The organism is Neoroseomonas eburnea, assembly GCF_018129005.1.
Taxonomy (GTDB): Bacteria; Pseudomonadota; Alphaproteobacteria; order Acetobacterales; family Acetobacteraceae; genus Neoroseomonas; species Neoroseomonas eburnea.
In genome coordinates, this window is the sequence record NZ_JAAEDL010000003.1 from 70,465 (window position 1) to 84,862 (window position 14,398).

The following is a 14,398-nucleotide window of genomic DNA, read 5'->3' on the forward strand; positions in this document are numbered from 1 at the left end:
CTCACTCCCCGAGCAACGACTTGCGCGTCGCGGCGAAGTCGGCGCGGGCGCCGAGCACGCCGCGGGCGGAGGTCGCGATGGTGCCGGCGAGGCCGCGGCGGGTCCGCTCGCGCGCCTCGGCACGGGCGGCGGCGGCGGTCTCCTCGGCGGCCTGGGCCGTGGCGGGGGCCGTCTCGGCCGGTGCCTCGGCGGGCGCGATGACGACAGGCTTCGGGGCGCGGAACAGGCCACCCATGCGCGCGCGGCTCCTCTCGGTCAGTGGGGGATCGGGCCTCCCGCGCGCACCCCGAAACGCCGCGGGCCCGCCCCTCGGTGAGGAAGGGCGGGCCCGCGTCAGGATCTCGGGGGGAACGGGAGGAAGCCGAAGGACGCACTTCGCCCCTTGGCGAGGAGGTTGATATCCTAGGCAGACCCCGTCGTCAAGACATTTTTCCTATCATTCTTCAGGATCTTCACCAGCCGACGGAACAGCCCCCACGGCGTCAGCGCGAAGGGCGCGCCGGCGCCAAGCACCGCGCGGCAGAGGCCGACGCAGGTGAAGGGCAGCAGCGTGGGCAGGGTGCGCGCGCGCACCGGCCCCGGGGCGAAGGGCCCGAGCACCGCGAGCCCCGCGCGCGCATAGAAGCCAGGCAGGTCGAATTCCATCGGCACCGCCAGGCGCGCGACGAGCAGCCGGCCTGTCAGCGGTTCCACCACCGTCCAGCCGGCTTCGTCGCGCAGCGCGGCGAAGCAATGGCGAAAGCCGCGGCGGAGCGGACGCAGCCAGAGCTGGTCGGCCTCTCCGCCGAAGGCGATCCAGACCTGCTGCTGGGCATCACGCGCGGCACGGAGGCGCGGCGCCTGCCGCGCCCGATTCAGATCTACGGGCCCTTCGGCGCTCCGATCGTCATGCGCGATCACGCCACGATCCCCTTCACCCGCAGCGGCCATTCCAGGCGGTTCATCGCTTCCCGCCACTGCGCGGCATCGGCGCGCTCGGCCGGGTAGCGCGGATCCGGCGCCGCACCGCGCTCGCCCCAGATGCGCAGGATGCGCGCATGGATCAGGTCGATGCGCCGCTGCCGATACAGCCGGTCGAGGCACTTGATCACATCGTCCGGCTCGCAGGGACGCAGCTTCTCGCCCTTGCCGGCGGAAATGCGGGCGCCGTCGCGGCGGGCGATCAGCGCCGCCATGGTCCAGAACCAGGCCTCCTCGGCCGAGCGGAACGGCTCGGCGGCAAGGAGGCTGGCATAGCGGGGCGCATGGGCGGCACGGGGGGCAGGGCGCATGGGGGGTCTCGCCTGTGGAGGGAACAATACGAGAACATTAACCGCCAGAGTTGTGCGCGACAAGCCAGAAAAAGGAAGATTGACCTATTGCGTTACGACACCAAACCTAGGATAGGTTCCCCAAGGGCGCCCACCGCATCTGGATTCGCGTCCTGGGATCGACGCGACGGAACCGACACACCCCATGCGCCACGACGACATCTGGCGCGCCCTCGATGCCCTGGCGGCGGAGCACGGCCTCTCCGCCTCGGGCCTGGCGCGCAAGGCGGGGCTCGACCCCACCGCCTTCAACCCTTCCAAGCGCATCGGCGCCGATGGCCGCGCGCGCTGGCCCTCCACCGAGAGCATCGCCAAGGTGCTGGCGGCCACCGGCCGCGGCATGGAGGATTTCGCCTCCCTGGTCTCCGGCATGCCGGCCCTGCCACGCGGCGGCGGGCGCGGCGGCTCGGGCCGGCGCATCCCGCTGATCGGCCTCGCCCAGGCCGGCGGCGAGGGATATTTCGACGATGGCGGCTACCCGGTCGGGGGGTCGTGGGACGAGATCTCCCTCCCCGACATCGGTGACCCCAACGCCTATGCGCTCGAGATTTCCGGCGAGTCCATGGAGCCGGTCTTCCGCGACGGCGATGTGGTCATCGTCTCCCCCGCCGCGCCGGTGCGGCGCGGCGACCGCGTGGTGGTGCGCACCCAGAAGGGCGAGGTGATGGCGAAGGAACTGCGCCGCCAATCCGCCAAGCGCATCGAGCTCGCCAGCCTCAACCCGGCGCATCCGAACTACAGCTTCGAACTGCCGGAGATCGCCTGGATGCACAGGATCGTCTGGGCGAGCCAGTAGTTCTTTCGCCTCAAGCGCCGGTGCGGCCATCCGGCCGCCTGGCTTGCACGCCGTGCGCCGGAACGCGGGGCGTCGCTGTCCGTCTGGGCGCGGTCGCGCCGTGCGCCCCCGAACCGCGCAGATGCACGGTCCGCAGGTTGCCCATCCGCTGGATGCGTCAGGCCATGCCGCCGCGGGCCGCGATCGGCCAGAGGCACTCCACACGGCCCTTCCTGACGCCGACATACCAGTCGTAGCGATCCACCGTCGGGTCGCAGTGCCCCGGCACCAGGCGCAGCTTCTCCCCCAGCACCGGCGCGGCGCCATCCTCGATCAGGATCTTGCCGTGTTCGTCGGAGGCCCCCGCGTAGCGCAGCCCCGGCCGCTCCCACACCCCTGGCATGCCGGAATCCACCGCCACGCCCTTGTGGCCGCAATCCACCACCGCGACGCCCGGCGTCGCGCGGCTCATCACCGTGCTCAGCACGAACAGCGCATGCCGGAACGGCGGCGCCTCCTCGTTCTTCGCGTAGTCCACGTCCATGAAGGCGTAGGACCCGGCCTGGATCTCGGTATAGACGCCGCTCGCCGCCTCGTGCCGGAAGGTCCCCGTGCCGGCGCCGCCGACGATCGGACAGTCGAGCCCGCGCTGCGCCAGTTGCTCCACCGTGCGGCGGGATCGCGCCGCGGCCTCGCCGATCGCCGCGGCGCGCTGCTCCGGCGTGCGCATGTGCTGCGCGCTGCCATGGTAGGCCTGCAGCCCGCCGAAGATCAGGTGCCTGCTGGCCGCGATGCGCTCCGCCAGCGCGACGGCGGGCGGGCCATGCTCCACCCCGGCGCGGCCCATGCCGACATCGATCTCGACCAGCACCGGCAGGCGGATGCCGGCGGCCTCGGCGGCCTGCTCGGCGAGCGCGATCTGCGCCGCATCATCCACGCACAAGCCGACCTTGCAGATGCGCGCCAGCGCGGCGAGCCGCGCCAGCTTCTTCGGCGAGACCACCTGGTTCGTCACCAGCACGTCGGGAATGCCGCCCCAGGCCAGTGCCTCGGCTTCCGCCACCTTCTGCACGCATTGTCCGACGGCGCCGCGCGCCATCTGCAGCTTCGCCACCACCGGCGACTTGTGCGTCTTGGCATGCGCCCGCAGCTTCGCCCCGGTCGGCGCCAGCAGCGCCGCCATGGTGTCGAGATTGTGCTCGAAGGCATCGAGGTCGATCAGCAGCGCCGGCGTATCGACCTCGTCCTCACGCATGCCGGGTTCGGCGGGCGGCGGCTGCAGCATGGTTCATCCCTTCGCGTTGGCGCGGCATGATGCGGCGATGTTCCCCTCCGATCCAGACGTGCTCGTCATCGGCGCCGGCTGCGCCGGCATTGCTGCCGCCCGCGAACTCATCGCGCGCGGCCGGTCCTGCATCGTGCTGGAGGGTGGCACCCGCGTCGGCGGGCGGGCATACACGGAGAGCGCGAGCCTCGGCGCCCCCTTCGACCACGGCGCCTCCTGGCTGCACCAGGCCGACCAGAATGCCCTGACGCCCCTCGCCCGCGCCCTGGGCTGCGAGATGCTCGACCACGACACGCTGCGCGACCGTCGCCTCTTCGCTGATGGCCGTTTCGCGACTCGCGAGGAACGTGCAGCCTTCGCCGCCGCCGAGGACGCCTTCTGGCAGGCGATCGAGGCGGCGGCGCGCGACGGCGGACCTGACCGCCCCGCCGCCGAAGCCGCCCCGCACGGCGGCCGCTGGGATGCGACCGTGGCGCATTGGGAAGGGGCGCAGATCTGCGCCGCCGAACTCTCCCGCATGAGCCTGCACGATTTCGCCGCGACCGCCCTGGACGGCCCCAACATGGTGCTGCGGAACGGCGTCGGCGCGCTTGTCGCGCGGCTGGCCGAGGGCCTGCCGGTGCGGCTCCAGGCGTGCGTGGAAAGGCTGCGCTGGGGCGCCGGCGGCGTGGCGGCGGAAGGCGGCTTCGGCGCCGTGACGGCGCGTGCGGCGATCGTCACCGCCTCGACCGGCGTGCTGGCAGCAGGCGCCATCGCCTTCGACCCGCCGCTGCCGGCGCAGACGCAGGCCGCGATCCACGCCCTCCCGCTCGGCCTGCTCACCAAGATAGCCTTCCGCGCCGACCATCCGGACGCACCGGACCTGCCCCCCTTCGCCGTCCTGCGCCGCGCGGTGGAGCACGAGGGCGACCGCCCGATGGCCCTGCTCTCCCGCCCCTATGCGCATCCCTACCTGGTCGCCTTCTGCGGCGGCGCGCGGGCCTGGGAAATGTGCGGCGACACGGCACGCGCGGAAGCCGAAGCGCGCGCCGAGGTCGCCGCGATCTTCGGCGCCCGGGCCGCCGTTGCGCTGGGCCCGGCCACGGTCACGCGCTGGGGCGAGGATCCGCTCTTCCGCGGTGCCTACAGCCACGCCGTCCCGGGGCGGATGGATGCGCGCCGCGTGCTCGCGACGCCCCTCGCCGAAGGTCGCCTGTGCTTCGCCGGCGAGGCCTGTCATCCGCGCTTCGCCGCGACCGTCGCCGGCGCCTGGGAGAGCGGCATCGCCGCCGCCCGTGCCGTGGCCTGATCAGGGCCAGGGCCGCGCCGCATCCGCCCGCCAGGCCGGCGCGATCCAGGCCCGCGCACGCAACGTTCCGCGCGCCGTCGTGACCGTCAGGGGCGCGAGGGCATAGGCGCTGCCCTCATAGGCGGCGAGCCGCGCCAGCGCCGCCGGCCCGGCGCGCAGAACCGCCCCCTCCACCACGGATGCCGCGTCCTCGACGAGGGTCGGATAGGGCGTGCCCCGGAGGAATACACGCCGCCAGCCGTCCAGTCGCGCCGGGCGAAGCCGCCGCGGCAGGGAAGGCTCGCCCGAAATGCGCGCGAGCACCGCCGGCTCGAGAAGCGTGCCGTAGAAAAAGAGGATCACCGGGGCGCGGCGCGCCTCAATGCCCGGCGTTCTCGCCCGAGAAGTCCGGCGCCTCCAGCCCGCTGGCCACGAGCTGCTTCACGAGCTGCGCCTTCAGCCGATCGAGCCCGGCCTCGGAGGTCGCCTCGCAGCGCGCCACCAGCACCGCCTGGGTGTTGGACGCGCGCAGCAGCCACCAGCCATCCTCGGTCAGCACGCGCACGCCATCCACGTCCTGCACGCGGGCGCCATCGGCGGCGAGGCGGTCCTTGACCTCCTGCACCACCGCGAACTTGCGGGCTTCCTCGCAGTTGAAGCGGAGCTCCGGGGTGTTGATCACCTGCGGCAGCGCGGCGCGCACCTCGGACAGCGAGCCGTTCATGCGCGCGACGATGCCGAGCAGCCGCACCGCGGAATAGGGCGCATCGTCGAAGCCGTACCATTTGTCGGCGAAGAAGATGTGGCCGGACATCTCGCCGGCGAGCGGGCTGCCGGTCTCGGCCATCTTCGCCTTGATCAGCGAATGGCCGGTCTTCCACATCAGCGGATTGCCGCCGGCCTTCGCCACCTCGTCGAACAGCACCTGGGATGCCTTCACGTCGGCGATGATGGTGCCGCCCGGCTTGGCCTTCAGGACGTCCCGCGCCAGCACGATCAGAAGCTGGTCGCCGAACAGGACGTGGCCCTCATTGTCCACCACGCCGATGCGGTCGCCGTCGCCGTCGAAGGCGATGCCGAGATCGGCCTTCTCGCGGGCCACTTCGGCGATGATCTGCTCGAGGTTCTTCGCCACCGTCGGGTCGGGATGGTGGTTGGGGAAGGTGCCGTCCACGTCGCCGTTGATGACGAAATGCGTCCCCGGCAGGCGGGCGGCGAGCGCCTTCACGATCGGCCCTGCGGAACCGTTGCCGGGGTCCCAGACGACCTTGAGCTTGCGGTCGCCGCCGTCCCAATCCTGCAGCACGCGGTCGGCGTAGCGGCCGGCGATGTCCACCTGGCGATCGCTGCCGGCGCGCTCCGGCACCACGTCGCCCTCCGCGGCCATGCGGCCGATCTCCTGGATCGCCGCGCCGAAGAACGGCTTCTTGCCGATCATCATCTTGAAGCCGTTGTAGTCGGGCGGGTTGTGGCTGCCCGTCACCATCGCCGCGCCGTCGGCCTGCTGGTCGTAGGCGGCGAAATACAGCATCGGCGTCGCGCAGAGGCCGATGCGCACCACCTCCAGCCCGCAGGCACGCAGGCCGGCGACGAGCTGCGCCTCGAGCTCCGGCGAATGCAGGCGCCCGTCATAGCCGACGGCCACGCGCCTGCCGCCCCCGCGCACCACGACCGAACCGAAGCAGCGGCCGATCGCGAAGGCGTCCTCGGGCTTCAGCGTTTTCCCGACGATGCCGCGGATGTCGTATTCGCGCAGGACCGTGGAGTCGAAGCGATGGCGGAAGGCGGTCATGTCCACTCCGTTACGGGCGGCCGATGGAGGAATAGGTGAACCCGGCCGCGCGCATCGCCGCCGGGTCCCACACATTGCGGAGATCCAGAACAATGCCGCCCTTCATGGCGGCCTTGAGGCGATCCGGCGCCAGCGCGCGGAACTCGTTCCACTCGGTCAGCACGACCACGGCATCGGCACCTTCGGCCGCGCCGAGCGCGCTCTCGGCGAAGGACACCGCCGCCGGCAGCGCCTGGCGCGCATGGGCGGGCTGCGGGTCGAAGGCGCGCACCTCCACCCCGGCCGCCACCAGCTTCGGCAGGATCACGAGCGACGGCGCATCGCGCATGTCGTCCGTCTCGGGCTTGAAGGTGACGCCGAGCACGCCGACGCGCCGGCCGGCCGGGTTCGGGCCGAGCGCCGCCAGGATGCGCTCCGCCATCTGCGCCTTGCGCGCCTCGTTCACCGCGATGGTGGTCTCGACCAGGCGCACCGGGCTGCCGGCATCCTGGGCGGTGCGGGCCAGCGCCAGCGTGTCCTTCGGAAAGCAGGACCCGCCATAACCCGGGCCGGGATGGAGGAACTTGCGCCCGATGCGGCCATCGAGCCCCATGCCGCGCGCGACGTCGTGGACGTCGGCGCCGACCTTCTCGCAGAGATCGGCGATCTCGTTGATGAAGGTGATCTTGGTGGCGAGGAAGGCGTTGGCCGCGTACTTGATCAGTTCCGCGCTCTCGAGGCTGACCGCCAGCACCGGCGTCTCGATCAGGTAGAGCGGGCGGTAGAGCCGCTTCAGCGCCGTCAGCGCCCGCTCGTCGTCGACGCCGATCACCACGCGGTCCGGCCGCATGAAGTCGCCGATGGCGCTGCCCTCGCGCAGGAATTCCGGGTTGGAGGCGACGCTGATCGGCAGGTCCGGCCGCACGCGGCGCACGATCGCCTGCACTTCCCGCCCGGTGCCGACCGGCACGGTGGACTTCGTCACCAGCACCAGAGGCCCCTGGGCGGCGCGCGCCACCTGCTCGGCGGCGGCGTAGACATAGGTGAGATCGGCATGGCCGTCGCCGCGGCGCGTCGGCGTGCCGACGGCGAGGAAGACGGCATCGGCGCCGCGCACCGCCTCCGCGAGGTCGGTGGTGAAGTTCAGCCGCCCGTCGCGCGCGTTCTCCTCCACCAGCTTGTCGAGGCCGGGCTCGTAGATCGGCATGCGGCCCGCGCGCAGCCCTTCGATCCTGTCAGGATCGACGTCCATCACCGTCACGTCGACACCGAACTCGGCGAAGCACGCGCCGGAGACGAGGCCGACATAGCCGGCGCCGATCATGGCGATGCGCATGGGGGTCCCTCTTGGCTCGGCAAGGCAGCGCTGGAATGGCCTGTCGGGGCCGGTCTGGCAAGCCGGTCAGCCGGCATCGTCGGCCTCGGGCAGCAGCGGCAGCAGGGCCTCGAGGTCGCGCTCCGCGCGGCAGACCAGATAGCGTTGCGCCTTGCCCTCCGCCGCCAGCGCGAAGGGCGTCAGGCCGATATCGGCATAGACGCGCAGCAGTCCGGGCCCGACGCGCCAGAAGGCCGGCCGGACGCGCGCCTGGTCGCAGATGTCACGAAAGCGCCAGATGGCGGAAACGCGATCGCGCTCCTCGCCCGCCGGGTCGCCGAGGGCGAGCCAGATCCCCTCCCGCCGGACGAAGGCGAAGCCGGCGCGCCCGGCCTCTCCGAAGACCGCGCCGTCAGCGCCACAGGCGAGCGGGGCCATGGCACCGAGGGCGCGCAGCCTCTCGCGCACCTCCGCATCGTAGGGCAGCACGGGCGGGCGCGCCGGGCGGAGCAGGCGCGCCGCCGCCACCAGCAGCAGCACCGCCGCGAGCCCGACGGCGAAGCGCAGGGAGGGCGGCGCCTCGGCCGAGAGAACGACGCCCCACCAGGACATCTCCGCATAGCGGCCGCTATAGGCCACCATCGCCAGCGTCAGCCCGCAGATGGCGCCGGCGGCGATGGCGCCGAGCGCCTCGCCCGAGAGCGGCTCCGCCAGCAGCCGCGCGCGGCGATAGAAGGCGGGGCGGAAGGCGGTGAACAGCGCCGCCTGCAGCAGGAACAGGCCGATGAGCCACCAGGGTTCCCCGCGCAGCCAGGTGATCGCGGCGCCGTTCAGCAGCAGCAGCAGCGCCGCCCACCAGGCGATGGTCAGCCGCCGCACCAGCCCATAGGCCGAGACCAGCAGCAGCGAGCCGACCACCGAGGCGGCCAGGTGGCTGCCCGCCTCGTCGAGCAGGTCGAAGACGCCGTCGAGCACGTTCGGCTTGGGCGGCAGCGCGCCGATGAAGATCAGCGTGATCGCGGCGATCGCGGCGAGGCCGGCCATCGCCGGCACCTCGAAGGAGATCGCGACGCCGCGCTCCGGCGCGATGCGCTCGAGGATGTGGCGGCGCTGGCTCACCTCGAAGCCGGCGAACATCAGCCCCGCGAGGAAGAGCGGCACGATGTAGTAGAACAGCCGGAACAGCAGAAGTGCGCCGATCGCCTCCGATGCCGGCATGTGGCCGGACAGGCCGAACAGGATGGCGCCGTCAAAGACGCCGATGCCTCCCGGCACGTTGGCGGCGATGCCGGCCGACAACGCGGCGATGTAGATGCCGAGGAAGTGGAGGAAGGTGAGCCCATCGGCCGGCGGCAGCAGCGCCCAGAAGATCAGCGCCGTGACCCCGACATCGGCGCTCGCCAGCGCCGTCTGCGCCAGCGCCATGCGGAAGCCGGGCAGGTCGATCTGGTGCCCGAACATGCGGAAATGCGGCACGAAGCGCGCCAGCAGCACATAGGCGCCGACGATGCACCACAGCAGCGCGCCCACCGCCTGCATCGCCCAGCGCGGCGCGCCGTCCCCGAAGAAGGGCAGCACGTCCGGCTCGAACATCAGCACCGCGCCGCCCAGCGCGAAGCCGCCCAGCCCGAAGGTCAGCGACGTGAAGGCCACGACCTTCGCGATCGCCAGCGGCGGCAGCCCCCAGGTGGCGTAGAAGCGGTAGCGTACGGCGGCACCCGACACCGTCGCGAAGCCGAGGTTGTTCGCCAGCGAATAGGCGCAGAAGGAGGCGAGCGAGGTGCGCAGGTAGGAGACCGGATACCCCGCATAGACCGAGCCCAGCCGGTCATAGGCCGTCAGGATGATGTAGGCGAGCAGGGTGAAGCCCGAGGCGCCCCACAGCGCCGCCGACGGCATCGCACGCAGCGAGCCGAGGACATCGTGCCAGGAGATGCTGCGGAACTCCCGCTGCACCACATAGAGCGCGCCGACCAGGAGCAGCAGCCCGAAGACGGTCGGGCCGTGCCGCTTGACCTGCGCGAGGACGCGCGCGCCGATGCTCACGCCGCCGGCGTCTCCTCGCGCGCCAGCGCCGCCTCGATCAGCCCGATCGTGCCGGCGATGCCGTAGAGGGCGACGAAGCCGCCGAAGCGCGGGCCTTCCTCCTGCCCCAGCAGCACCTGGTAGAGCGCGTTGAACCAGGCGCGCGAGACGCCTGTCGAGCCGTCCTTGTTCGGCTGCAGGAAGGGCTCGCGGCGGCCGGCGTCATAGACGAGATCCTGGATCGCGCGGGCGCGCTCCTCGGCCGGCATGGCGTCGAGGTCGGCGGCGCGGTCGCGCAGCGCGGCCATCAGCGCGTGCAGCGCCTCCCGCTCGGCGTCTGTCGGCGTGCGGAAGCGCTTCGTCGGCGCCACGAAGTCGCGGTAGTAGTGCACCGCGTGCTCGACCAGCTTGGCGAGCAGCGGCTGGCTCGCCGGCGTCGCGCCGGGCGCGTAGCGCGCGAGGAAACCCCACAGGATCTCCGGGTCGTCGGCGTTCACCACGCTCGCGAGGTTCAGCAGCATGGTGAAGGAAACCGGCGGCTCCGGATCGTTCGGTACCGCCCCGCCATGGATGTGCCAGGCCGGGTTCGCCGGATCGGCCGCCATGCGCAGGCGGGCGCGGTGCTGGATGTACTCGTCCACCGCGCGCGGGATCTGGTCGAAATACAGCCGCTTGGCCCGCTGCGGCTGGTTGTACATGAACTGGGAGAGGCTTTCCGCCGGCGCGTAGCGCAGCCACTCGTCGATGGTGAGCCCGTTGCCCTTCGACTTGCTGATCTTCTGGCCCTGCTCGTCGAGGAAGTGCTCGTAGGTGAAGGCCTCCGGCGGCTCCGCCCGGAGCACGCGGCAGATCGCCGAGGACAGCCGCACGGAATCGATCAGGTCCTTGCCCGACATCTCGTAGTCGACGCCGAGGGCATACCAGCGCAGCGCCCAATCCGCCTTCCACTGCGCCTTGCAATGGCCGCCGGTGATGCGGGTGGCGTGGCGCTCACCGGTGGCGGGATCGCGCCAGATCAGCAGGTCCTCGGCCGGGCGGACCTCCTCCATCGGCACCTGCATGACCACGCCGGTCTTCGGGTGGATCGGCAGGAAGGGCGAGTAGGTGGCACGGCGATCGGGACCGAGGGTCGGCAGGATCACGCCGCGCACCTCCTCGTGCCTTTCTGCCATGCGGATCAGCGCGTCGTCGAAGACGCCCGACCGGTAGTATGCGCTGGAGCTCGCGAACTCGTAGTCGAAGCCGAAGGCGTCCAGGAACGCCCGCAGCCTGGCGTTGTTGTGGTGCCCGAAGCTCTCATGCGTCCCGAACGGGTCGGGGATGGCGGTGACCGGCCGGCCGAGATGCTGCGCCAGCATCTCCTTGTTCGGTACGTTGTCCGGCACCTTGCGCAGCCCGTCCATGTCGTCGCTGAAGGCGATCAGGCGGGATGGCAGCCCGGTCAGCAGGGTGAAGGCGCGCCGCACCCAGGAGGTGCGCGCGACTTCCCCGAAGGTACCGATATGCGGCAGGCCGGAGGGGCCGTAGCCGGTTTCGAACAGTGCCGAGCCCTTGCCCGATTTCTCCAGGCGGGCGGCCACCTTGCGCGCTTCCTCGAAGGGCCAGGCCTTCACGGCGGAGAAGTCGGGGTTCGGCTGCTTCGTCACGATATCGAAACTCACACGGCAATCGGACGGGCGTTATAGGTGGCCGCGGCGGCCGGCGCGACCCCGGGGCTTCGCTCCGCCCGCGAATGCGTGGTGCCGGAGGCACGCCTCAGCAGGGCGGCTGCCGAGGGCACGCCTGAGCATGCCGCCCGCCGAAGGCACCCCGGGGCAAGGCCCTGCCGAAGACCCGCCGGCGGCGCGACACGGCGGCCATCCGCGCTCCCGGCAGGAACCGACGCCAGATGCCGCCCGGCCATGCCCCTGCCGAGGGTCCGCCCCGCCCAGGCATCCGGGCCGGAACGGTGCAGAACCATTGGTCCGGCCGCGGCTTTGCTGTAAGCATCGCGCCCCTTCAACCGTCGAAAGGACCATGACGGACATGCGTGTCGGTATTGTCGGCGCCACCGGTGCGGTGGGCCGCGAGCTGGTGGACGTTCTGGGGCGCCGGGCCTTCCCGGTCACCTCGCTGAGGCTGTTCGCCTCCGCCCGCAGCGCCGGCACGAAAACGAAAACGCCCTTCGGCGAGACGGAGATCGAGGAATTCTCCGACGCCGCGGTGCGCAACCTCGACCTCGCGCTGCTCGCCGTCTCGGGCGACTTCGCCAAGGCGCATGCCCCGAAGATGGTCGAGGCCGGCGTGACCGTGGTCGACAATTCCTCGGCCTTCCGCCTGCAGGACAACGTCCCGCTGGTGGTCCCCGAGGTGAACGCGAATGCGATCGGCGGCGCGCGGCTGATCGCCAACCCGAACTGCACCACGGCCATCCTGGTGGTGGCGCTGGAGCCGCTGCGCCAGGCCTTCGGTCTCAAGCGCGTCATCGTCTCCACCTACCAGGCGGCCTCCGGCGCCGGCGCCGAAGGCATGGCGGAACTCGAACGCGAATCCCGCCGCGTGCTGGTCGAGGGCATGAAGCCGGAGGCCGAGGTCTTCCGCTGGCCGCTCGCCTTCAACGTCATCCCGCAGATCGATAGCTTCCAGCCCAACGGCTACACGCGGGAGGAAATGAAGGTCGTGTGGGAAAGCCGGAAGATCATGGGCTTGCCCGATCTTCCCATCTCCTGCACCGCGGTGCGCATCCCGACCATGCGGGTGCATGCGGAGGCGGTCACCATCGAGACCGAACGGCCCGTCACGCCCAATGAGGCACGCGAGGTTCTGCGGCGCGCGGCGGGCGTGAAGGTTGTGGACGACCCCGAGCACGGCCTCTACCCGATGCCGATCAACGCGACCGGCCAGGACGACGTCGAGGCCGGGCGGATCCGGGCGAACCCGGTCTTCGGCGACCGGGGGCTCGACCTCTTCCTGTGCGGCGACCAGCTGCTGAAGGGCGCGGCGCTGAACGCGGTGCAGATCGCGGAACGGCTGAAGGCGGCGTGAGAGCGGGGCCGGGGGGAGGCAACTCTTCCCCGGTTTTCTCGTTCGCCGGAGCCCGCGGGTCCGGGTCGGGCGCGCCGCTCGAACCATGGTGATCCCGTGGCCCGGGCTGGCTGCTGACGAACGTGAATTGAGGGGGCCTTGCCCCCTCAAGCTCCCCCACCAGGGGACAGGGTCCCCTGGACCCGCGACGACTTCAAGTCACGGCTTCCGCAGGCCGTTCGGCCGAATGGACGCCCGTGGCGAGGAGAGTTGGAGAAGGGCAGCGGCCCCCTCAAAGCGCCGCTGGCGATCGACCGCCTGCTACCGGCGCGCCTTGCCCTTCGCGATTTCGCGCTCGATCGCGCCGCGCTCCGTCGCTCCGGACCGGCGGATGATCTCACGCACGATCGCCGGCGAGATGCGGTGCCGCTTCGCCAGATAGGCGATCTCCTGCTCTAGGCCGAGGGCATCATCGGTCGGGGCAGGCGGCCTCATCGCGTCGGGACTTTGCATAGATGGCTCCTGCACAAGGATGGCGCGGTCAGTGACCGCGAGAATGGGCCGCTCGGGTGCGGCGATGGTCGGGCCGCGCAGTCCGAACCGGCGCGACCCGCCTGCACTGCGCATCGCGGGCCGTGCCCTGGTGTCGTCGCGGCCCGATCCGATGGCCGCGCGGCGAAGGATCCGCCCGAGCCATGGGGCCCGGGGAGCCGTCGTTCAGCGCTTGCTGCGCGCCTTGCGCGCGGCGTAGCGGGCGTCGCGCAGGGCCTTCTGCTCCGCCGCAAGGGCCAGGGCCCGCGCCTTCTTCTCGGCATCGAGAAGGGCCGCGCGTTCCTCCTGCTCCATCGCGGCCGCGGCCGCCTCGGCGGCGGCGGCGGCTTCGAGCGCGAGCTGCCGCGCGGCTTCGGCCGCGGCCTCGGCCTCCCGGGCGGCCTGCTCGGCGGCAATCCGCGCGGCTTCCTGCGCCTGGCGCTCGGCCTCGGCGGCGCGGGCCGCCTCGCGCTCCAGACGGCGGGCTTCACGCGCCTCGGCAACCGCCTTCTGCGCGGCGAGGCGCTCCTGCACGACAGGATCGTCGGGCTTCGGAAGCTTGCGGAAGCGATCCACCGCGGCCTTCCGCGCGGCTTCCGCCGCATTGCGTCGATCATTGAAGTTGTCGTGCTTCAGGCTTCGCATCGTGGCTTTCTATGGTCCTGTTTCAGGTCGTCATTGTGCAGGGGGCGGGTTCGCCCCCGGCTTCGTAGCATGGCGGCGGGCGACGCAAAGGTCGCCTCGCCGACGGGCCGTTCAGGCCGCCCGCAGATTGCAGGCCGACATCTTGCCCTGCTGCCCGCGCTGGACGTCATAGGTGATCTTGTCGCCCTCGCGCGGCGTGCCGATGCCGGACTTCTCGACATCGGAAATGTGCAGGAACACGTCCTTGCTGCCGTCATCCGGCTGAATGAAGCCGTAACCCTTGGTCGCGTTGAACCACTTGATGGTACCGCTGGACATCGAACCACTCCGTTCGTGCATGGAATTCCGCCCGCACGGGGTCGTGCGGCGGGCCAATCTTCTGTAGGGAGCGGGCGGCGGGCTCGGCGCGCGAAGCGCTTGGAGAGCGGGCCAGAACCAAACGAACCTGACGGCGTCCGTCTACCGGGCCGG

Annotated in this window: 15 protein-coding genes; 3 read left to right on the forward strand and 12 right to left on the reverse strand. The window is 71.5% G+C overall.

From position 1 onward, the window contains the following. Window position 1: 1 nt before the first annotated feature. The 3 genes from GXW74_RS04255 to GXW74_RS04265 form a co-directional block, all read right to left on the reverse strand. Complete coding sequence (locus tag GXW74_RS04255) at window positions 2–235, reverse strand: hypothetical protein (protein WP_211845044.1); 234 nt, start codon at window positions 233–235, stop codon at window positions 2–4. Between the two features lie 167 nt (window positions 236–402). Further along, the gene (locus GXW74_RS04260; protein WP_246522873.1) at window positions 403–930 is read right to left on the reverse strand and encodes a hypothetical protein; all 528 of its coding nucleotides are present in this window, start codon (window positions 928–930) and stop codon (window positions 403–405) included. Beyond that, window positions 897–1,271 carry a hypothetical protein gene (locus tag GXW74_RS04265; RefSeq protein ID WP_211845045.1) on the reverse strand — a complete coding sequence of 125 codons (375 nt, stop codon included), beginning with the start codon at window positions 1,269–1,271 and terminating at the stop codon, window positions 897–899. The genes GXW74_RS04260 and GXW74_RS04265 overlap by 34 nt, the downstream gene beginning before the upstream one ends. Before the next feature lie 184 nt (window positions 1,272–1,455). On the opposite strand from GXW74_RS04265, the gene GXW74_RS04270 reads away from it, so the two are divergent. Then, complete coding sequence (locus tag GXW74_RS04270; RefSeq protein ID WP_211845046.1) at window positions 1,456–2,106, forward strand: S24 family peptidase; 651 nt, start codon at window positions 1,456–1,458, stop codon at window positions 2,104–2,106. 157 nt (window positions 2,107–2,263) lie between these two features. On the opposite strand, the gene GXW74_RS04275 is transcribed toward GXW74_RS04270, so the two are convergent. Further along, entirely contained in the window at window positions 2,264–3,370 is a 1,107-nt protein-coding gene (locus GXW74_RS04275; protein WP_211845047.1) for a DSD1 family PLP-dependent enzyme, read from the reverse strand. Here GXW74_RS04275 and GXW74_RS04280 point away from each other — a divergent pair. After that, the gene (locus GXW74_RS04280; RefSeq protein WP_211845048.1) at window positions 3,369–4,658 is read left to right on the forward strand and encodes a flavin monoamine oxidase family protein; all 1,290 of its coding nucleotides are present in this window, start codon (window positions 3,369–3,371) and stop codon (window positions 4,656–4,658) included. The genes GXW74_RS04275 and GXW74_RS04280 overlap by 2 nt on opposite strands. Here the strand turns inward: GXW74_RS04280 and GXW74_RS04285 are convergent, their stop codons facing one another. The 5 genes from GXW74_RS04285 to GXW74_RS04305 form a co-directional block, all read right to left on the reverse strand. Beyond that, window positions 4,659–5,000 carry a gamma-glutamylcyclotransferase family protein gene (locus GXW74_RS04285; RefSeq protein ID WP_211845049.1) on the reverse strand — a complete coding sequence of 114 codons (342 nt, stop codon included), beginning with the start codon at window positions 4,998–5,000 and terminating at the stop codon, window positions 4,659–4,661. A gap of 16 nt (window positions 5,001–5,016) precedes the next feature. Further along, entirely contained in the window at window positions 5,017–6,429 is a 1,413-nt protein-coding gene (pgmG, locus tag GXW74_RS04290) for a phosphoglucomutase/phosphomannomutase PgmG (RefSeq protein WP_211845050.1), read from the reverse strand. A 10-nt stretch (window positions 6,430–6,439) separates the two neighbouring features. Further along, complete coding sequence (locus tag GXW74_RS04295) at window positions 6,440–7,744, reverse strand: UDP-glucose dehydrogenase family protein (protein ID WP_211845051.1); 1,305 nt, start codon at window positions 7,742–7,744, stop codon at window positions 6,440–6,442. A 66-nt stretch (window positions 7,745–7,810) separates the two neighbouring features. After that, window positions 7,811–9,769, reverse strand: a complete 1,959-nt coding sequence (locus tag GXW74_RS04300) for a phosphatidylglycerol lysyltransferase domain-containing protein (protein WP_338148132.1) — start codon at window positions 9,767–9,769, stop codon at window positions 7,811–7,813. Next, window positions 9,766–11,409 carry a lysine--tRNA ligase gene (locus tag GXW74_RS04305; protein ID WP_338148133.1) on the reverse strand — a complete coding sequence of 548 codons (1,644 nt, stop codon included), beginning with the start codon at window positions 11,407–11,409 and terminating at the stop codon, window positions 9,766–9,768. The genes GXW74_RS04300 and GXW74_RS04305 overlap by 4 nt, the downstream gene beginning before the upstream one ends. A gap of 355 nt (window positions 11,410–11,764) precedes the next feature. Between GXW74_RS04305 and GXW74_RS04310 the strand changes: the two genes are divergently transcribed. Beyond that, the gene (locus GXW74_RS04310) at window positions 11,765–12,772 is read left to right on the forward strand and encodes an aspartate-semialdehyde dehydrogenase (protein ID WP_338148134.1); all 1,008 of its coding nucleotides are present in this window, start codon (window positions 11,765–11,767) and stop codon (window positions 12,770–12,772) included. A gap of 300 nt (window positions 12,773–13,072) precedes the next feature. Here GXW74_RS04310 and GXW74_RS04315 read toward each other — a convergent pair whose 3' ends face one another. The 3 genes from GXW74_RS04315 to GXW74_RS04325 all read right to left on the reverse strand — a co-directional run bounded on the left by GXW74_RS04315 (window position 13,073) and on the right by GXW74_RS04325 (window position 14,245). Continuing rightward, window positions 13,073–13,378, reverse strand: a complete 306-nt coding sequence (locus tag GXW74_RS04315; RefSeq protein WP_211845052.1) for a hypothetical protein — start codon at window positions 13,376–13,378, stop codon at window positions 13,073–13,075. 90 nt (window positions 13,379–13,468) lie between these two features. Then, complete coding sequence (locus GXW74_RS04320; RefSeq protein ID WP_211845053.1) at window positions 13,469–13,927, reverse strand: DUF6481 family protein; 459 nt, start codon at window positions 13,925–13,927, stop codon at window positions 13,469–13,471. Window positions 13,928–14,038: 111 nt separating this feature from the next. After that, the gene (locus tag GXW74_RS04325) at window positions 14,039–14,245 is read right to left on the reverse strand and encodes a cold-shock protein (RefSeq protein ID WP_211845054.1); all 207 of its coding nucleotides are present in this window, start codon (window positions 14,243–14,245) and stop codon (window positions 14,039–14,041) included. Window positions 14,246–14,398 lie beyond the last annotated feature (153 nt).